Annotated in this window: 18 protein-coding genes and 2 pseudogenes; 8 read left to right on the forward strand and 12 right to left on the reverse strand. The window is 67.5% G+C overall.

The window, feature by feature from the left end:
* The first annotated feature begins 39 nt into the window (after positions 1-39).
* Together AB0J29_RS34050 and AB0J29_RS34055 are read left to right on the forward strand one after the other, a co-directional pair.
* Positions 40-1,236: an MFS transporter gene (locus tag AB0J29_RS34050; protein WP_364794832.1), complete on the forward strand. Its 1,197-nt coding sequence runs from the start codon at positions 40-42 to the stop codon at positions 1,234-1,236.
* Positions 1,237-1,267: 31 nt separating this feature from the next.
* Positions 1,268-1,978 (forward strand): HAD family hydrolase, encoded by a 711-nt coding sequence (locus AB0J29_RS34055; RefSeq protein ID WP_364794833.1) that lies wholly within the window; start codon positions 1,268-1,270, stop codon positions 1,976-1,978.
* 29 nt (positions 1,979-2,007) lie between these two features.
* On the opposite strand, the gene AB0J29_RS34060 is transcribed toward AB0J29_RS34055, so the two are convergent.
* The 8 genes and pseudogenes from AB0J29_RS34060 to AB0J29_RS34095 all read right to left on the reverse strand — a co-directional run bounded on the left by AB0J29_RS34060 (position 2,008) and on the right by AB0J29_RS34095 (position 8,307).
* Positions 2,008-3,441, reverse strand: coding sequence for an RtcB family protein (locus tag AB0J29_RS34060; protein ID WP_364794835.1), 1,434 nt, complete (start codon positions 3,439-3,441; stop codon positions 2,008-2,010).
* Positions 3,434-3,856, reverse strand: a complete 423-nt coding sequence (locus AB0J29_RS34065) for an archease (protein WP_364794837.1) — start codon at positions 3,854-3,856, stop codon at positions 3,434-3,436. The genes AB0J29_RS34060 and AB0J29_RS34065 overlap by 8 nt, the downstream gene beginning before the upstream one ends.
* A gap of 176 nt (positions 3,857-4,032) precedes the next feature.
* Positions 4,033-4,938 (reverse strand): universal stress protein, encoded by a 906-nt coding sequence (locus AB0J29_RS34070; protein ID WP_364794839.1) that lies wholly within the window; start codon positions 4,936-4,938, stop codon positions 4,033-4,035.
* Between the two features lie 136 nt (positions 4,939-5,074).
* Complete coding sequence (locus AB0J29_RS34075) at positions 5,075-5,443, reverse strand: hypothetical protein (protein WP_364794841.1); 369 nt, start codon at positions 5,441-5,443, stop codon at positions 5,075-5,077.
* 129 nt (positions 5,444-5,572) lie between these two features.
* A complete protein-coding gene (locus tag AB0J29_RS34080) occupies positions 5,573-6,493 on the reverse strand; it encodes a universal stress protein (RefSeq protein WP_364794842.1) in 921 nt (306 codons plus the stop codon).
* A gap of 14 nt (positions 6,494-6,507) precedes the next feature.
* Positions 6,508-7,383 (reverse strand): universal stress protein, encoded by an 876-nt coding sequence (locus AB0J29_RS34085; protein WP_364794844.1) that lies wholly within the window; start codon positions 7,381-7,383, stop codon positions 6,508-6,510.
* Between the two features lie 43 nt (positions 7,384-7,426).
* Positions 7,427-7,543, reverse strand: a pseudogene (locus AB0J29_RS34090) (universal stress protein); the annotation flags it as partial.
* 11 nt (positions 7,544-7,554) lie between these two features.
* Entirely contained in the window at positions 7,555-8,307 is a 753-nt protein-coding gene (locus AB0J29_RS34095) for an SDR family NAD(P)-dependent oxidoreductase (RefSeq protein ID WP_364794845.1), read from the reverse strand.
* A 257-nt stretch (positions 8,308-8,564) separates the two neighbouring features.
* Here AB0J29_RS34095 and AB0J29_RS34100 point away from each other — a divergent pair, with 257 nt between their 5' ends.
* Entirely contained in the window at positions 8,565-9,167 is a 603-nt protein-coding gene (locus AB0J29_RS34100) for a hypothetical protein (RefSeq protein ID WP_364794846.1), read from the forward strand.
* Between the two features lie 135 nt (positions 9,168-9,302).
* On the opposite strand, the gene AB0J29_RS34105 is transcribed toward AB0J29_RS34100, so the two are convergent.
* Genes AB0J29_RS34105 through AB0J29_RS34115 form a run of 3 tightly spaced genes read right to left on the reverse strand, consistent with a single transcriptional unit; the run spans position 9,303 to position 13,206 of the window.
* Positions 9,303-11,330, reverse strand: coding sequence for an erythromycin esterase family protein (locus tag AB0J29_RS34105; RefSeq protein WP_364794848.1), 2,028 nt, complete (start codon positions 11,328-11,330; stop codon positions 9,303-9,305).
* A 45-nt stretch (positions 11,331-11,375) separates the two neighbouring features.
* Positions 11,376-12,542, reverse strand: a complete 1,167-nt coding sequence (locus AB0J29_RS34110; RefSeq protein ID WP_364794850.1) for a site-2 protease family protein — start codon at positions 12,540-12,542, stop codon at positions 11,376-11,378.
* A gap of 1 nt (position 12,543) precedes the next feature.
* A complete protein-coding gene (locus AB0J29_RS34115) occupies positions 12,544-13,206 on the reverse strand; it encodes a DUF2267 domain-containing protein (RefSeq protein WP_364794852.1) in 663 nt (220 codons plus the stop codon).
* A 770-nt stretch (positions 13,207-13,976) separates the two neighbouring features.
* Between AB0J29_RS34115 and AB0J29_RS34120 the strand changes: the two genes are divergently transcribed.
* The 3 genes from AB0J29_RS34120 (at position 13,977) to AB0J29_RS34130 (ending at position 16,661) form a co-directional block, all read left to right on the forward strand.
* Positions 13,977-14,936 carry an acyl-ACP desaturase gene (locus AB0J29_RS34120; RefSeq protein WP_364794853.1) on the forward strand — a complete coding sequence of 320 codons (960 nt, stop codon included), beginning with the start codon at positions 13,977-13,979 and terminating at the stop codon, positions 14,934-14,936.
* Complete coding sequence (locus AB0J29_RS34125; protein WP_364794854.1) at positions 14,923-15,519, forward strand: vitamin K epoxide reductase family protein; 597 nt, start codon at positions 14,923-14,925, stop codon at positions 15,517-15,519. Before AB0J29_RS34120 ends, AB0J29_RS34125 begins: the two co-directional genes overlap by 14 nt.
* 449 nt (positions 15,520-15,968) lie before the next feature.
* Positions 15,969-16,661: a phosphoribosyltransferase family protein gene (locus tag AB0J29_RS34130; RefSeq protein ID WP_364794856.1), complete on the forward strand. Its 693-nt coding sequence runs from the start codon at positions 15,969-15,971 to the stop codon at positions 16,659-16,661.
* 291 nt (positions 16,662-16,952) lie between these two features.
* Here the strand turns inward: AB0J29_RS34130 and AB0J29_RS34135 are convergent, their stop codons facing one another.
* On the reverse strand, positions 16,953-17,405 hold the full coding sequence (locus AB0J29_RS34135; RefSeq protein WP_364794857.1) for a CBS domain-containing protein: 453 nt from the start codon (positions 17,403-17,405) through the stop codon (positions 16,953-16,955).
* 242 nt (positions 17,406-17,647) lie between these two features.
* Here AB0J29_RS34135 and AB0J29_RS34140 point away from each other — a divergent pair, with 242 nt between their 5' ends.
* Positions 17,648-18,415 carry a sigma 54 modulation/S30EA ribosomal C-terminal domain-containing protein gene (locus AB0J29_RS34140; RefSeq protein ID WP_364794859.1) on the forward strand — a complete coding sequence of 256 codons (768 nt, stop codon included), beginning with the start codon at positions 17,648-17,650 and terminating at the stop codon, positions 18,413-18,415.
* Positions 18,412-18,539 (forward strand): annotated as a pseudogene (locus AB0J29_RS34145) (hypothetical protein); the annotation flags it as partial. The gene AB0J29_RS34140 and the pseudogene AB0J29_RS34145, both read left to right, overlap by 4 nt.

Consider the following 18,539-nt stretch of genomic DNA (forward strand, 5'->3'; position numbering starts at 1 on the left):
ACCACCAGCCGCCGAACCACTCAGTCGAAGGGTCTTTCGTTGAGCACATCCACGACCGTCCGCACCCGGGACGGTGGCTACCGCGCTGTCTTGGGCGTCCGCCATGTCGCCCGGCTGCTGTGTGGCACGCTGATCGGCCGCATGCCGACCGGGATGGCACCGATCGCGATCCTGCTGCTGGTGCGGGCCGAAGACGGCTCGCTCGTCCTGGCGGGCATATTGGCCGCCCTGTTCGGCTTGGCCTCCGCGCTGGGCCAGCCCGTTCTCGGACGGTTGGTGGACCAGCGCGGCCAGACACGCGTCCTTGTCGGTGCCGTCACCGCAGCGACGACCGCCTTCCTGGTGCTGCCGTGCATCAGTCCACTCCACCACCCGGTGCTCGCCGCGCTGGCCGTGATCACGGCAGGGCTGAGCACGCCGCCGCTGGAGGCTGGCCTGCGGGCACTGTGGCCGGTCCTGCTTCCCGACCCGGGCCAGCAGCGGGTCGCTCTCTCGCTGGACACCAGCACTCAGGGCCTCGTGTTCATCGTCGGCCCGCTCCTGGCCGCCGGGTGCTCGGCGGCTGTCGGCCCGCACGCCGCCATTGCGGCGACTGCGGCGCTCGGCCTGCTCGGGGCCGCGATGGTGGTCTCCGCCGAACCGTCGAGGACCTGGTCACCGACCGCGCAGCAGGTGCACTGGTCGGGCCCGCTCCGAGTACCGGGACTTCGCGTCCTGCTCGCCGCGCTGACCGGCACGGGTGTCGCGCTGGGCGCGGTGAACGTGCTCGCGCTCAATGCGGCGGAGCGCAACCACGCCGGCTGGCTGGCCGGAGTGCTCCCCACCGCGCTGTCGGTCGGCAGTCTGCTCGGCGGGCTGCTCTACGGCCGCCGGTTCTTGCCTGGCCCCCCGGTCGCGCACCTGGTAACCGCCGCCACTGGCTTCACCGTCGGCTGGCTGCCGCTGCTGCAAGATCCGGCTCCCTACGCCGCCGTGGCCTTCGCTGTCCTGCCGGGGTTGTTCCTCGCGCCGCTGCTCACCGCAAGCTTCCTCACGGTAGGTAGCTTCGCCCCGCCCGGTGAGAGCACCGAGGCGTTCGCCTGGCTCATCGCGTGCATCGGTATCGGCCAGTCCGCCAGCACCACACTCGCCTCCCTTGCCGCCACCGCCGGTCCCCTCGCCTGCGTCGCGATCCCGCTCGCCGGAGCTGCCATCACCCTCGTCCTGCTGCACCACTTCAGCCACGAGCTCAGCTGAACCGCACCCACCGATCGAAAGCAGCTATTCCGTGAACGCCACCACAGCCTCGTCCTCAACCACCGGTGTCCGCCTGCACCTTGTCTGGGACTGGAACGGCACCCTGAAGGACGACCTCGACGACCACGTTTCGGCGCTGAACGCCACGCTTCCCGCCCTCGGCGGTCAGCGGCTCGACCGGGACACCTACCGTGCTGAGCACACTATGCCCATCCCGAATTTCTATGCCCGCCTGCTGGGCCGCACAATCACCGACGCTGAATGGACGTCCAGCGACGCCGCGTTCCTCGCCCACCTCGAGGCTCAGCCCGTTCGGCTCCGCGAAGGCGCGACGCAGCTCCTGACCGCGGTGCGCGACCTCGGCCACAGCCAGTCGCTACTTTCCCTGTGCCCGCACAGCACGCTGGTTCGCGAGGTCGAGGAGGCCGGCATCGGCCACTTCTTCGATCGCGTCGATGGACGCACCGGCCCGTCGGGCGGCGTCAAGGCCGCTGCCCTGACTGCCCACCTCGATGCACTAGGTCTGAACTCGGAACCGCAGCGCGTGCTGCTGGTCGGCGACGCCATCGACGACGCCGACGCCGCGCACGCCAACGGCGCCATCGCGGTGCTTCACACCGGCGGACTGCATCACCCCGACAAGCTCATCGCTGCCGGATACCCGCTCGCCGACAGCCTCGACCAAGCCGTTGCCCTCGGCCTGCGCCTGGCCGCCGACAGCCCACGCCCGGTGAGGTCATGACTTCGACCCATCACAAGCCGAGTCACTGATCAGCCTTTGACGACGCCGAGCGGCACGAGTCGGGCCACTGTCCGACACAGCCCCGCGCCTTCGCTCGCGGCGGCGACCGCGGTGATGTCTTTGTATGCCGCTGGTGCCTCCTCGGCGAGGCCCTTCCAGGATAGGCCACGCACCGCGATCCCGTGCCGCTCGAGGTCGGCCTGTAACGTCTTGCCGCTGATGTTGCGTGCCGCGGCGTGCCGGCTCCAGACCCGGCCCGCGCCATGACATGTCGAGTGGAACGCCTGGCCGTCCTCGACCCCGGTGCATACGAACGACGCGGTCCCCATGGTGCCGGGAATCAGCGTGGGCTGACCGGATTCGGTCAGATCCGCGGGTACATCGGGATGTCCGGGCGGCAGCGCTCTGGTGGCACCTTTGCGGTGTACGCATAACAGCCGCGGCCGGCCATCGATATCGTGGGTTTCGATGGCGGCCACGTTGTGTGACACGTCGTACACCAGGTCGAGTCCAGCGCCGGTCCGCGCAAGGATGATCCGGCGGACGGCCTCGGCGAGCAGCTGCCGGTTGGCGCGGGCGTAATTCGTCGCCGCAGCCATCGCGGCCAGATAGTCCTGGCCTTCCGGGGAGTTCACGGGGGCGCAGGCAAGCTGGCGATCCGGGACTTCGATGCCGTAGCGGCGCATCGCCGGTTCCATCAGTCGCAGGTGGTCGCCGCAGATCTGATGTCCGAGTCCCCGTGAACCGCAATGGATCATCACGCACACCTGATCGGCATGCAGTCCGAAGGCGGTCGCGGCCGGTTCATCGTAGATCTCGGCCACGGCCTGTACCTCGAGGAAGTGGTTACCCGAGCCGAGACTGCCGACCTGACCCAGGCCGCGGACCACAGCGCGTTCGCTGACCAGATCCGGATCGGCCCCGACGACCCTGCCCTGGTCCTCGCACCGTCGTAGGTCACGAGGTACGCCGTGGCCTCGCGCGACAACGTATGCCGCACCCCCGGTCAGGATTTCGCCGAGTTCGCCGCGGGACACCCGCCACAGGCCGCCGCGCCGGAAGCCGCGTGGGATCGCGGCGTCGAGATCGTCCATGACGGCAGTGAGTTTCGACGCGAATGTGGCGCGGTCGAGGTCGGCGGCGAGCAGCCGCACACCGCAGGAGATATCGAATCCGACCCCGCCCGGGGATACGACACCATCGGTGGCGATATCGGTCGCGGCGACGCCGCCGATAGGGAATCCATAGCCCCAGTGCACATCCGGCATGGCGTAGGAGGCGAGCATGATTCCCGGGAGCGTGGCCACGTTCACGACCTGTTCGAGTGCCTTATCATCGGCAAGGTCGGGCAGCAGCGCCCGGGACGCGAAAACCAGTCCGGGAACCCGCATGTCGCCGTGTCGTGCGATGCGGAACCGGTGCGGTGTCTCCTCGATGAGTTCCATGAGCGCTCCCTCAGACATCGATCGTCACCGCGCAGCGCCAGCCGCGTGAGTCGCGCCGCGACCATAATCCGTGCCGTGCGACCGCTTTCGGGACCGCACCGCAGGGCGTGGCTGCCGCCAGGTCGGCCATCTGGAATCGCACCCGCACTCCGGTGCGGGACGCCGAAACCTCCGTCGCGACCGGGACCAGACCGAAAACTTCCCCTTGGAAGATGACCTCCTCGAGCACTCCGACGAGCACGTTCTCATCGCTGTCGGCGGGCAAGGCCGTGTCGACGGCCGTCGAAACGCGCGGCAGTGGCCGCTCCAGGAAACTATCCACCAGCGCGGCCACCGCCTCGGCCAGACACCGCTCCCGAGTCGGCGCCCACGCCTCGATACGCAGGTCGGCGGTGTGCGGGATCAAGCGATGCCCGGCTTCGGATTCGTTCATCGCGGGTGGATGCGCCAGCCGAACATCGCCAACCTCCTAGCGGTTACCTCGAGACTCGCGCCGTGCCCGCCCGGGCGGCAGATCCCGATGTCGCCGATCCGGGTGCCGAAGGTCCCATTATCGGTCGCACCCGAAGCTACAAATGCTCGGCGAGCCACGTCGACGCCAGCACGGCGCTAATCCTGATGTACGACCATGACCGGGCAATATGCGTGTTGCATAAGCGCATTGCTCGTGGAGCCGAGCAGCAGGCCGCGGAATCCGCCGCGACCCCGGCTGCCGACCACAATGAGCTGTGCGGTCTTGGACCACTCCAGCAGACGCTGCCGGGTGCGGCGGTCGTAGACCCGGTGACGGACCTCGACATTCGGGTACTTCTCCTGCCATCCACGCAGGCGTTCGGCCAGCAGTTCGCGCTGCGAGGTTTCCATCGTTTGGATGGGTGCGTCGAAGAAGGGGTATCCGACGAAGGAATCGACGAAAAGGTCGTGGTGGCCGTGCACCGCGACCAGCGTGGCCCCTCGGTCGGACGCCTCGGCGAAGGCGGTGGCGATCGCGGCTTGTTCGGCCTGGCTGCCGTCGACACCGACCACCACCGGCCCCTCGGCGGGGAGCTGTCCGCGCGGGTCGGCGGTGCGTACGACCACGACACTGCCGTGGCCGTGCGCGACCACGGCCAGCAGGGTCGATCCGAGATGTGCGGCGGCGCCTATTCCGGGTGTCACCCCCATGGCCACCAGATGGGCGGTGCGTGAGTGCTGGATCAACAACTCGGCGGGATGTGCCTCGGATACCTCTGTCGAAACGGTCGACTCGGGGGCTTCCTCGCGGGCGAGGCCCTCGGCGATGGCGACGAAATCCGCACCACGTATGCGGATTTCGTCCATCAGTGCGGGGATGACGGTCGCGTCGAGATCGGCGGTTGCGGCACGCAGATCCATGCCATGCGTGATCAACAGTGTCCGCCCGCGCTGCGCGGCGGTCCGGGCGGCCCATCGAACGGCGAGATTCGACGCGGTCGTGCCGTCCACACCGACGACCACCTGCGCCGATGCCAACCGGTGCGGATCGTTTTCGGTCATCTCGGGTGTCCTTCGATTTGGTTCTGCGGGCGTCGCTGGCTATCCGCTGGTCGACCGGTCGGCGATGCAGTCCTTGGTCCCGTTCGGATATGGCTTTGGTCGACCGCTGTGTGCCGGGATTCGGCGAATGCGCGCCCTATTCGTGCGGGAGGGCGTGATGCGGCTGATCATCGAATCCCACTTCCCGGTTATCACTCATCGACAGCACAGCATCGCCCGAATCGCCATTCAGCTTTGCGGACTCGGTTATCGCGCAGCGCGCGGCCAGGCGGCGCAGCCGTTCGTGTTCCAGCAGGAACAGCGAAATACTGGTGAGGAACAGCAGCGCGGTGGTGAGGGCGCCCAGTTTCGTCCAACCAGCGAAACCGTAAGCCGCGGCGGTGAGTGTCGAGGCCAGGCCGACAACTCCGAGTACGAAGAGCACCATGCCCGGGATATTGAAGGTATCGGCCAAGCTCTCGCCAGGCTTGGTGTGGAAGGGTGCGTCAAATGTCGCGCTGCTCATGATGATTCCTTCGATCGGGAATGTGGAGTGGGCCGCGAATGGGCGGTTTGTCCGCGGCCCGATGATCACCATGCCGGTCCGGCGGGGTGGTCGAGCAGGGGCTTCGGTCCCGGAGCGTGAGGCCGAAGGTCAGCTCGGATGTACGACCATGACCGGGCAGTCGGCGTGCTGCACAAGCCAATTGCCGGTCGATCCCAGCAGCAAGCCGCGGAATCCGCCGCGTCCACGGCTGCCGACCACGATCAGCTGCGCGAGCTTCGACCATTTACCCAGCAGCTCACGTGGTCCGAAAACGGAGACCTTGCGAGTTACGGTGACATCGGGATACTTTTCCTGCCAGCCGGCGAGCCGCTCCGCCAACAGCGCGTGTTCGGCGATCTCGAGGTCGACGATGGGGATTTCCAGATAGGCGCCGCCGGCGAACGCACCGACGTTCAGATCGCTCCAGGCATGCACGGCGACGAGTTCGGCGGCGCGCTCGGATGCCTCCGCGAATGCCGCCGCGATGGCGGCTTCACCGACCGGGCTGCCGTCCACGCCGACCACGACCGGACCGACGGGATGAGCCGGTTGCCCTGTGTCGGGGCCGCGTACGACCACCGTGGCACCATGCCCGTGGCTGGCCACCGCAAGCAGTGTCGACCCGAGATGAGCGAGCGTGCCGACACCCGGGGCAGCGCCGAGGGCGACCAGGTCGGCGGTTTGCGAAAGTTCGATCAACAATTCCGCGGGATTCGCTTCGGAGAGTTGAGTAGTGACGGCCAGCTCCGGGTCGACGTCATGAGCCAGTGCACTGGCCTCGGCGAGGATGTGCTCACCGCGGACCCGCAACGGCCCGACGACCGAGGGCTCCATGGCGTCGTAGCTCCCCAGGACCGCGCGGGTACCGGCGAGGTCGAGGCCGTGCACGATCAGCAACCGCCGTCGCTTGTGAGCCGCCGTCCGCGCGGCCCACTGGACAGCGGCGTCGCTGGTTGTCGAGCCGTCAGTTCCCACCACCACCGCGGCTGATGCCAGTTGGTGTGGATTCGCTTCGCGAGCAGCGATCATGTCGATACCTTCGGTCAGTTTTGTGGGCGGGCGATGATGAGTGGGCAGTCGGTGGCGTGGAGGACGGCTTGGCTGACCGAGCCGAGGGTCATACCGGCGAAACCGCCACGGCCGTGGCTGCCCAGGACGATGAGTTGGGTGTTCTCGGATTCGGCGAGTAGGCGTCTGGCTGGTCGGTCTTCGACGACCACGCGTTGGATTTGCAGGTCGGGATAGTTTTCGGGGTAGCCGGCGAGGCTTTGCGACAAGAGTTCCTCGGCTTCGTTCTGCATGTCGGTGCGGGAGATGTAGCGGTTGAATTGCGACCAGGTGAGCACCGCGCGCACCGCGACGTTGCGGCGGGCGGCTTCGTCGAAGGCGATCTCGATGGCGCGGGTGGCGCTGGCCGAGCCGTCGACACCGACCAGGACCGGCCCGAGCAGCCGGTCTGGTGTGTAGTTCTCCGGTTCGGGGATGACGGCGACCGGGCAGTGTGCGTGCCGGGCCACGGCGGTGCTGACCGAGCCGAGCAGGCCGCGGCGGAAGGCACCGAGGCCGCGGGTGCCGACGACGAGCAGGCGGGCGTCTTTGGAGCGGTCGAGCAGGACCGGGATCGGCGGTGCCTCGACCACGAAGGTGGCGATATCGAGTTCGCCGACGGACGCGGCCGCTGCGGTCGCGTATCCGCGGGCCGTGTCGAGTGCCTCGGCGCCGGCCGCCCGGTAGGTGTCGTAGTCGATCTGGTCGAAGGTGATCGCGGGTCCGAAGTCCATCGGCGCGCCGATACCGTGCACGATGTGCAGGGGCGCGCGATGGTGGACCGCGTCGACCGCGGCCCAGCGCACGGCCTCGGCGGCAGCGGCGGAACCATCGATGCCGACGAGTACAGGGGGATTGATGGTGGTGGGCATGGGAGTTCGTGGCCCTTCTGCGCGACGGGGGACAGGGGTGGCTTCACTGCGGGTGGACGACCATGACCGGGCGATACGCGGTCTGGACCAGCGTGCTGGTCGAGCCGACCAACAGCCCATCGAACCCGCCGCGACCCCGGCTACCGACAACGAGTAACTGCACCGCGGCGATCATTGCCACGTTCCGTGCGCCTTGGCTGGTTCGACGAGTGTCATGCCCGCGGTCGCGCCGCCGTCGATGACGAATTCCGATCCGGTCGAGAAGGTCGCCTCGGTGACGATGAAACCGACCATCGCCGCGACCTCTGCTGGCTCACCGAAACGCGGAAGCGGTTGCCCCGCAGGCATGCTCTGGTCGAAACCGGCGTGAATCGGGCCGGGATGGACCGAGCAGACCCGGACCCCGGCATCGCCGAGTTCGAGCGCCGCGGCCTTGGTCAAACCGCGCAGGCCCCATTTACTCGCCACGTATCCGGCGATCCCGGAGTAGCCCATCAGTCCGGCGGTCGAGGAGATGTTGACGATGACACCGTCGCCATTGGCGCGCAGTCGCGGGGCCGCCAGATGCATGCCGAGCCACGCGCCGTACAGGTTGACGTCCACGACATGACGAAACATCGCGGGGGATTCGGACTCGATGCCACCGAAGTCGACGATGCCCGCATTGTTCACCAGCACGGCGAGCGGTCCGAAATTCGCTTCGGCATCGTCGAGCACCTGCCGCCAGCCATATTCGTCGGTGACGTCGAGGTGGCGGAATATCGCTGTCGGGCTGAGGGATTCGGCGGTTGCCGCACCCTCGGCGTCAAGGAGATCGGCCACGACGACGCTGAGGCCGGACTTGACGAGGGTGTGGGCGATAGCCGCGCCGATACCGTGTGCACCCCCGGTGACGACGGCACTTCGGCCGTGGAATTCGGACATGTGTCGACCTCCGCTGCCGTGGGAACTGCTTCGATTCGACGCTACGACCGGGCAGTGCGCCCGCACAGTGCCGAACCGACGCATGCCGAGGGACCTTCGACCATCACCGGTATCCGCCCTTGCCGACCGCAGTCGCGGCCTACGAAAAAGCGAGGTCGGTCGACCCCGGGAAGCGATGACCTTCTTCCCTGCCCACGCATGCGCCCACGCGCGATGCTCGGGTCGGTACAAATGCCACCGGAAGAAGGTGATCGGCGATGTCGCAGGACTCGGCGTTCCCGATCCGGGCCGCATGGTCTCCAGTGCGACGGCTGTGGTGGCTGCGCCCGTGGAGTCCGAATCCCTTGCTGCGGCCTTCTGATCGAATCGAGGCCGTGCTGCGACTCGTGGTCGCACTCGCGGTCGTCGTCGCCATCCCGATCGCCGGGGCATCGGGGACGGCGGCCTATACCGGGGCCGCGGCCCGGATCCGTGCCGAGGACGCGGCGAAATTCGCGGTGAGCGCGGTGATCACCGACAAACCCGAGCGCACGCCGTCGCATCTGCCCGAGGCCCGGGTGCGGTGGACCCACGAAGGCCGCCCCGACACCGCGACTGTGCGCGTGCCCAACCATGCGGCACCCGGCGATCACCTGACGGTGTGGCTGGGACCGGACGGGACTCCGACGGCCGCGCCACGGCGCCCCGGCGCCGCCGCGCTGACCGGGATCGCCGTCGGCGCCGTGGTGCTCAACGGCACCTGGGTCGTCGCGTACCTGCTGACGCAGGGCGCGGTATGGCTGCTCGAACAGCGTCATGAAGTCGGCTGGAGCCGGCAGTGGCGTCAGTTCAATAGTCCGATCGAAGAGGACCCGCAATGAGGTTGCGTAGCGCGGTGACCCGAACAGCGACCGGCTCTGTCGGTCATATCGGAAAAGGAAGTGACGACAGCGATCCGCAGGTCCGCCACTCGGCGTCGCCCCGGCGCGATCATGGTGTGTGCCAACGATGGTCGGTCAGAGACCGGATGGGTAGGTCTCGGGCACGGTGCCCGCGATCCATTCGCTGGTCGGCTCCAATGGTTCGAGTGCGGTGGTGTGGTCGATGTGTATGAGTGCGTCGAACTGGTCGGCGGGCCTGGTATGGAAGTAGTGGCTCTGGCGTTCGGTGCCGGGCCGGTAGACCACGCCGATCGCGCGCTGCAGACGGGGCTGGCACAGCAGTTCGCCGGCCTCGCCGGAAAGGTCCATGCGGAGTAGGAATTCCGGGTTGCCGGTGTCGCGTAGCAGTTCCTCCAGACTCGAAGGCAATGCGGGACGGACGGTTTCGCGGCGCGCGGACCCACCCCAGTCCTCGGCCGCGGTGACCGCGCCGGCGCAGGTGCTGAAGCCGATGAGACGGCAGTCCCGGCCGTGGCGTTCGCGCATCAGCTGTCCGAGCGTGAGCTGGCCTTCGCTGCCCATCTCGGTGGCGCGGGCGTCGCCGACGTGAGAGTTGTGCGCCCAGACCACGATTCGAGCCGGGGCGCGCGCACCGGAACGGCCGAGATGGGTGGCGAGTGCGTCGAGGGTGTCGGCCATATGTTCGTCGCGCAGATTCCACGAGGACACCCGGTCGCCGAACATGGCCCGGTAGTAGGCCTCGGCATCGCGCACCGACCAGGCATTGCGCAGCGCGTCGAACAGTTCGTCGGCGGCGAAGGGTTCCAATTCACCCCGGGCGATCGCGACGCGCTGCAACTCCAGCAACTGCCGGATCACTTGGGCCTCACAGGATCTACCCGCGCCGAAGGCGGCGGCGAACCCGTAGGCTTGCGCGTCGTCACCGGCGAAGTGGTCGAAGCACGCGTAGCGAATCTTGGCGCGCTGCGCCGCGTTCGGATCGACACGGTCGAGGTAGCGCACCACCTCATGCATCGAGCGATGCAGACTGTAGAGGTCGAGACCGTAGAAGCCGGTCTGTGGTGCATGATTGCGCAATTGCTCGGCATTGTGCTCGTGTAGCCAGGTGACGAAATCGCGGACCTCGGTATTGCGCCACATCCAGGCCGGGAAGCGTGCGAATCCGCGCAGCGCCTGCTCGGCGCTGGTATCGGTGCCGCGTCCGTGCACGTACCCGTTCACCCGATAGGCGTCGGGCCAGTCCGCCTCGGCCGCCACGGCGATGAAGCCCTTCTCCGCGATCAGCCACCGCGTCATCGCGGCCCTGGCCCGGTAGAACTCCGCTGTGCCGTGCGAACTTTCACCGATCAGCACAAACCTGGCATCGCCGATCAGCTCGTCGAGTGCCCACGCGGGCGGGACGCCGCCGGGCGCGTCGACGGTGGCGGCGCGGATCGTCGCCGCGGCGTCGATGCGTGGGACGGCCGTGCCGGTGGTCGAGATCCCCAGCAGGATGCGCACCTGCTCGTCGGTGACCTGCGTGAAGTCCCAGAACCATTCACCGACCGCGCGGAACGGAGTCGGCATGGTCGCGCAGACCATTTCATCGACCGATGCGCCCAGTTCCCGGCAGGTCGACTCCGGTGCGGCGGGGACCGCGACCACGATCCGCTTCGGTTCGCCTTCGCGGATCGCCTCGACGGCCGCGAACATGCTCGCGCCGGTGGCCAATCCGTCGTCGACCAGGATCACGGTCCGCCCGGCCACTTCGATCGGCCCGCGGTCGGCGCGATACGCCGACTCCCGCCGGACCATCTCCGCGGCCTCGTCGCGGGCGATACTGCGCACCTGGTCGGCGGTGAGCCGCAGCGCGCGCACCATATCGTCGTTGATGACAACGCGGCCACCGCTGGACAGCGCGCCGATCGCGAACTCCGGATGACCCGGTGCGCCGAGCTTACGCACGACCAACGCATCCACCGGCGCGCCGAGCGCCGCGGCAACCTCCCATGCGACCGGAACACCACCGCGCGGCAGTCCGAGCACCAGCACATCCGGATCGCCGCGATAGTGTTCGAGCAGACCGGCCAGCACCCGGCCCGCCTCGTGCCGATCCCGGAAGATCGGTCGAAGTGGCTCCTGCTGTATTCGTGTATGGCTCATCGCAAGCCTCCCATCAGCTGGACCGGTGCGGGACGAATTGTCTTGTCACAGTGCGGTATTCGGCGGGCGGAACCGCTCCGATCGGTGAGCGGGCAGACCGAGCGCGCTGCGCTGCACCGCCAGCGTCAGATCCGTCGCGGTGACCACACCGACGAGTCGACCCGGCGGATCGACCACCGCGACGACATCGAAATCGGGCCGCAGCACCACCTGGGATGCCACAGTGGACAGCAGCTCGTCACCGGATACCCGGGCCGTCGGCGGCAGCGGACGAGCGACTCTGCGCACCTCGGTGGTCTCGCGCGCCGCGGCGGGCAATGCCGCGAGATCGGACCAAGCGAGTTCGCCGATCGGGTGACCCGCCGAATCGATGACCGGGAACACCCGGTGATCGGAATGCACGATCTGGGAGCGCAGCAGGTCGCCGACCGACCAGGTGGCGGGAACCGACAGCGGGCGTTCGGTCATGACATCGCGTACCCGGATGTCGCCGAGCCGATGTCGCAGCCCGGCGGCGGCCAGTTCGACATTCGCGGCCGAGAACAGGAACCAGCCGAGCAACATCAGCCACAGCCCACCACCGTTGCCCACCAGCAGCAGTTCCATGCCGCCGAGGATCAGCAGCGCCAGCCCGAGGATCCGGCCGCTGCGCGCGGCAATGGTGGTGGCGCGCAATCGATCTCCGGTGCGCCGCCAGATCAGTGCACGCAACACGCGGCCACCGTCCAGTGGCGCGCCAGGCAGCAGATTGAATACGGCCAGAATGAGATTCATCGCGGCCAGCCAGCCGAGCGTCTCCGGCACCGGCCCACTGACGACCACCCCGACCAGCTCGGCGGCACCGAAGAACACGATGCCGAGCACAAAACTGGTCAGCGGTCCGGCCAGTGCGATCCGCAGATCCGAGCGCGGATCCTTCGGTTCGTCACCGAGTTCGGATACCCCGCCGAGCAGCCACAACACGACCACATCGACGCGAGTGCCGCGGCGGCGCGCGACGATCGAATGCGCCAGCTCATGACTCAGCAGGGAGGCGAACAGTCCAGCCGCGCCGCCCGCGGCGACCAGCCAGACCACCACCGAGTTCCCATGGGTGTCGGTGAGCGAGCGGCCGAGCAGATAGGTGAACAGGCCCAGGGTGACCAGCGCCGACCAATGCGCGCCGACACGAATGCCCGCGATCCGCCCCAGCGGAATCGTCGGACGCAGCATGTCAGCGCTCCCGCACTTCGGCGCCGACCAGACCTTCGGCGAGCAGAATGCGATGCGCCTGCTGGGCCGCTAGGTTCGAGCGGTCGTCCCCGGGCTTATCGGCGGGAAGTCGCTCGAGACCGCGCGCCAGGACCGCGACGGCATCGCCGAGCGCCTGGATACGGTTCTCGAGGTTGGCGACCGGATCGACCTCGCGAGCCACGGTGACCGGTTGCCATTCGGTCAGCGACTCGTCGGCCGGCGGTTGGGCGCCGCAGAGTACGCCGTACAGGTGCATGGGCAGGACTGCGAAGATCCGGTTCATCTGGCCGGGGGAGAACAGGTCAGCCAACGCGATGGTGACCGCACCCGCGACCAGGCCGACCTCGTCCCGGTCGATGCCTGCCGCCCTGGCGAAGTGCGTGACGAATTCGGCGGTGCCATGTCGGACCGGTACATGGCTGGGCACCCAGCCCTCGTAGTAGGCCCCGCGCAGTAACTCGGGCAACTGCGCGGCCAGATGCGCCGAGCTGCTGACATTGATACGGTCACGCACGGTGTGCAGCCAGGCACGCAGCGCCCGGTACGCGAAGGCCGGGTCGCTATCGAGACTGTCGGCGACGGCGCGCAGCCAATCGTGCGCGGTCTGCACGGCGGGCGCGAAGGGATCGTCGTGGTGCGGCATGGCTGGCCTCCTCGGTCCTTCCCTGGTGTCGTACGGCCCAGCCTGCGACGCACGTGGCCGCTGGCCAAGGGCCGAAGGGTGCTCTCGGGTGTGCCGATGGTCCTGCTTTCGGATCGCCGATCGCCCGATATCGCGGCAGTCGGTGGCTCCGGCACGCGTTGGCCGGAAGTCCCCTCCTTGGTGGGCGTTTCGCACGGTCCAGGTCGGGGACTCGGCCGTGCGGCGCTGCGGGCAGTGACGATGGCGATCTGAGAGCTACGGTCCCAGTCGGCGCATCGACAGGCGGTGTGGTCGACTAGATGCCGATCGCAAAGCCGCAGACCGAACCGGCGCGGGCCATTCTCATCGACTACCACCGAACGTGTCGCGAATTCTCCTGGGACAAGGCGCGATCCGAACTGGCTGGCTGCCGCACAGTGGGCTGACCATCGCCTACGAGGCGGTGGGCCGGCACGCCGAGGGTCCGTCGGCAAACACACCCACGTTGCGCTGGTTGCCGCCATGAGCGGCGAGGTCGTCCTGGCCTACGCCGATCCCGCCGCCGCGACTGCTGGCCGGGAGACCGATGTCCGGCTGTGTGTGTCTGTTCGCCCGTCGCGGGAATGTGATTCATCCCGCGGCCTCGATAAAAGGGCATTCGGTCGCTGGTTCGCGGGGACCTTCGGCCCTGGGCGGCGGCGGGGCGCAATGGTGGCATGGGAAGCCGACCGAGCGAGCCGAGCATCGTCACCGGTATCAGACCCATCGAAAAGGAAAGGTAGGCAATACCATTGACGCGTGACCTGACCCAGCGCGAAATACTCACCGAGCTGGAGCCGATGGCCGAGGACTGTGTGCACCGGCATCTGTCGATGGCCAAGGATTGGCATCCGCACGACTACGTGCCATGGGATGAGGGCCGCAATTTCGCCGCACTCGGCGGTATCGATTGGGCGGCCGAGCAATCTTCGCTCAGCGAGGTCGCCAAGGCGGCGATGATCACGAATCTGCTCACCGAGGATAACCTGCCCTCCTATCACCGCGAGATCGCCGAGAACTTCTCCCGCGACGGCGCCTGGGGCACCTGGGTGGGCCGTTGGACCGCCGAGGAAATGCGGCACAGCACCGTGATTCGCGATTATCTGGTGGTGACTCGCGGTGTCGATCCGGTCGCGCTGGAAGAAGCCAGGATGGTGCATATGACCAACGGCTTCTCATCGGGGGTGAGCACGGCCGATGTGGACAGCGGGGCTGGATTCCTGCATTCGGTCGCCTATGTGAGCTTCCAGGAGCTGGCCACTCGGGTCACCCACCGCAATACCGGCCGGGTGTGCAACGACGCGGTCGCCGACAAGATGTTGCAGCGTATCGCCGCCGACGAGAATCTGCATATGATCTTCTATCGCACCATCTGCGGCGCGGCCCTGGATCTGGTGCCCGATCAGACGATCGAGGCCATCGCGAATATCGTGCAGAACTTCCAGATGCCCGGTGCCGGGATGCCGAACTTCCGTCGCAACGGTGTGCTCATGGCCAAGCACGGCGTCTACGATCTGCGCCAGCATCTAGAAGAGGTCCTGCAACCGGTGCTGCGGCAGTGGAATCTGTTCGGCCGCACCGATTTCAGCGCACGCGGCGAACAGGTGCGGGAGCGGTTGGCGGCGTTTCTCGAGGATATGGAGCAGGTGAAGATCCCACGCTTCGAGGAACAGCGCGACCGCGCGTTGGCTCGTGAACGTGCCCGGGTCTGATTTGCCGGCCACCGCCGCGGACCCGTCTCGGCGGGTCTCGGCGTGGCTACTGCTCATCGGTGGTCTGCTCGGTTGGCTGGCCTCGGTCACGTTGACCATCGAGCGCTTCAAGCTGTTCACCGAACCCGGCTACCGCCCGTCCTGCAGCATCAACCCGATCCTGTCCTGTGGATCGGTCATGGTGACCAGGCAGGCGGCGGTCTTCGGATTCCCCAATCCGATCCTCGGCGTGGTGGGTTTCTCGGTGGTGGTCACCCTCGGCGTGTCGGTGGTGGCCGGGGTGGGATTGCCCCGGTGGATCTGGGGTGGATTGTGGCTCGGTACCGCGGCCGGTGTCGGATTCGTGTGCTGGTTCGTCTTCCAGACCTTGTATCGAATCAACGCACTGTGTCCGTACTGCATAGTGGTGTGGGTCGCGACACCGTTGTTGTCGATCGTAGTGAGCGATCGACTGTGGGGACGAACGAGCGGACTGCTCGGCGCGTTCGTACAGTGGCGATGGACAGTGCTGGCACTGTTCTACGCGGTGGTCCTGCTGCTGGTTTTCCTGCGGTTCCAGGACTATTGGCTGTCGTTGGTGTAACCGCATGACTCTGGACCACCCGAACCGCGATCGACCTACTGCTGTGCTACCGCAGAAGGGGACGGTCGTTGGGTTCAGGGGCACTTCTCCGACCTGACCCCGGTCAGAGTCTTCTCGATGTCTTCGACGCAGACGCGGACGCGGGGCGCAGCCGTGCTCGGCAGCAGCTGCACAACAGCCTGCGGGCGGGTGGGCCGAGATGCGTTCGCGCAGCTGCGGGTCATCGAGGCGCTCGGACTTCTCGACCATCATCGACGGCGGGCAGCTGCGGGATCAAGGGGCGAAGGTCACCCTCCGCCGCGAACTCGGTCCCCGCACCGCCGGATGTCGGGCCCGATTCGGCGCGGTGACTTTCGGGGTCCATTGGCGCGACATTGGGCCCGTGGCAGGCGTCCGTACCGGTGCCATCCTGAGTGAGCATCCAGTCGATCTCCGCCAGAAGGGTGCCGATGATGTTTGTCGATCGCCGTGACGCCGGGCGTCGGCTCGGCCTGCGCCTGCGGTTCCTGCACGATCACAATGTGGTGGTGCTCGGGGTGCCGCGCGGCGGCGTCCCCGTCGCGTACGAAGTCGCGCGGGCGCTGGACGCGCCGCTGGATCTGGTCGTGGTCCGTCGGCTCGGCGTGCCCGGACGGCCCGAGATCGCGTTCGGCGCGGTCGGGGAGCACGATGTGCGGGTGCGCAATGCCGCCGTCGCGCGTCGGTACGGGCTGACCGCCGCGGAGATGGCGCGAATCGAGCACGACGAGTTGGAGGCACTCGCCGAGCAGGTCGAGCGATTGCGGGCAGGGTGCATTCGAATCCCGCTGCTCGGGCGCCCGGTTGTCATCGTGGACGACGGCGTTTCGACCGGCGCGACGGCCCGCGCCGCATGCCGCATCGCCCGGCTGGGTGGAGCTCGGCGGGTCGTGTGGGCCGTTCCGGTCATTGCCCGGGATATGGTCGCGGCGTTGAACACGGTCGCCAATGAGGTGATCCGCCTCGAGACGCCAGTGCGGCTCTTCGCGATCGGGCAGTGGTACCGGCGGTACGGGTACACCTCCGAACATGAGGTCGTCGAGCTGCTGCGGCACAACGCCGCGGCCTTTCCATGGCATACCGAGGTCGGCGCGGATGATCCAGTCCGTAGCCGGTCGTCCTAGCACCGATCGGACCAGCTGGTCGCCGGATGTGCACCTTCCGAAGCAGGGGTATTCGGAAATGCTCGCACCGATGGAGGAGGTCATCGACCCACTGTCGACCGGAGCGGGAGCCGGGCCGCGGCAGCACGGCGTTTCGATATGCACCGGATGTCCGGTGATCATGTCACGCTGTACCGGCGGATCCTGGCGCAAACCCGAGCCGCGCGGCCGGGGTCACCGCCTCGGAGGCGGACTGACCGGGATGTGGCTCATGCACCGGTAACGCGGCTGGGGCATGGGCCCACCCTGACACTATTGTGCCGCTTGGTCGGTGGATGCCGGAAGATGTTGTGCGCATACAGCTTCCACGAATTCACCAACGGTGATGTCGGGCAGGCGGCGGGACAGGTCGGCTTCGGTGATGATGCCGACCAGCTTGCCCGCCTCGGTCACCGGGAGTCGTCGGATCTGGTGCTGCCCCATCAGCGCCAGCGCGTCATCGACCTCGGTGCCGATGTCGACGGTGAGCAGGTCCTCGCCCTGAGCCATTTCACCCGCGGTGGTCGTGCGCGGATTCACCCCGGCGGCAACGCACTTGACGACGATATCGCGATCGGTGACGATGCCGACCGGATGTCCCTCACCATCGCAGATCGGCAAAGCACCGACATCGAGCTGACGCATCCGCTGCGCCGCGGTCTCCATGGTGTCGCGGACCGTAATGCTCGCGACATCGGGCTGCATGATGGCCTGTGCGGTAGTCATGACTGGCTCCTTGTCGAATAGGTCGTGCACTGGTCGCACCCATCATCGACCGGTCGGATCGGGGCAGCGAGGGCCGAAAGTAACTGTGCCGCGAGGATTCGGCGGTGGTGTTCGCCCGCGCTGCCGGTGCGATGAACCCAACGTCCTCGATTCACGGGACCTTTGGCCCTGTTCGGTGCCGCGGCATCCGATTGACACTGCCTGCGTTGCGTGCGGCAGGGCTGCCGAGAAGGGGTTGCGGAGTGAGTACATCCGAGCTGTGGTCGACGGGGACAGCTAGGGAAGGAGAGTGCACCACCAAGGGTACGGTGGATCCCATTCTGATCAACCGTGTGATGCGGGCGGTCGATAGAACGCTGCGCTGTCACCATGTCGATGTGTCGGCGCGAGTGCGACTCACCGGACCGGCGGGCGCGGACGCGCCGGCCCTGGCGCAAGCGACAGTGGTGTTCCGGAATGTTCGTGTGCGAGTCCAGGTTCCGGGTCCCAGCGGATTCATCGCCACCTTCCTCGCCGACCGGCTCGACCGCCAGCTCGCGCGGCTGACCTCCGGCGCATTGCCGAGGTATTGGCCCGATCCGGCGCGCCCGCCATTGGCGACGCCCACCGACGAACGTCCGATCGTGCGCCGTAAGCACAGCGCACTGCTGACCGGAACTCCGGACGAAGCCGTGCGGGCGATGGATGCGATGGACTATGACGCCTACCTCTACACCGATGCGGAGACCGGCGAGGACGCGATCGTCTACTGGGCCGGCCCGCTGGGGGTGCGCCTGGCCCGACAGCACCAGCGGCAGCTGCCCGAGTCGGCTTCGGCGTTGTCCCTCACCGTGAATCCGCATCCCACACGGCGCCTGACCGAGGTCGAGGCCGTGGCCCGGCTGTGCCGGTACGGCCTGCCGTTCCTGTTCTTCACCGATCCGAGCAGTAGGCGAGGGCGGTTGCTGTATCGCCGCTACGACGGAGCATTGGCAATCGTGCTGCCCGCGGCGGAGGGTGGTCGATCATGACCGACTTCGCCGTCGACGGCCACTCCGCCCGCGCGGTTGTCGAGCTCGATCGGACGTCGGCATTGAACCTGCTCGCGTCCATCCCGATCGGTCGAGTGGTGTTCAGCCGCAACGCATTACCGGC

Source organism: Nocardia sp. NPDC049707 (assembly GCF_040674855.1).
Lineage (GTDB): Bacteria > Actinomycetota > Actinomycetes > Mycobacteriales > Mycobacteriaceae > Nocardia.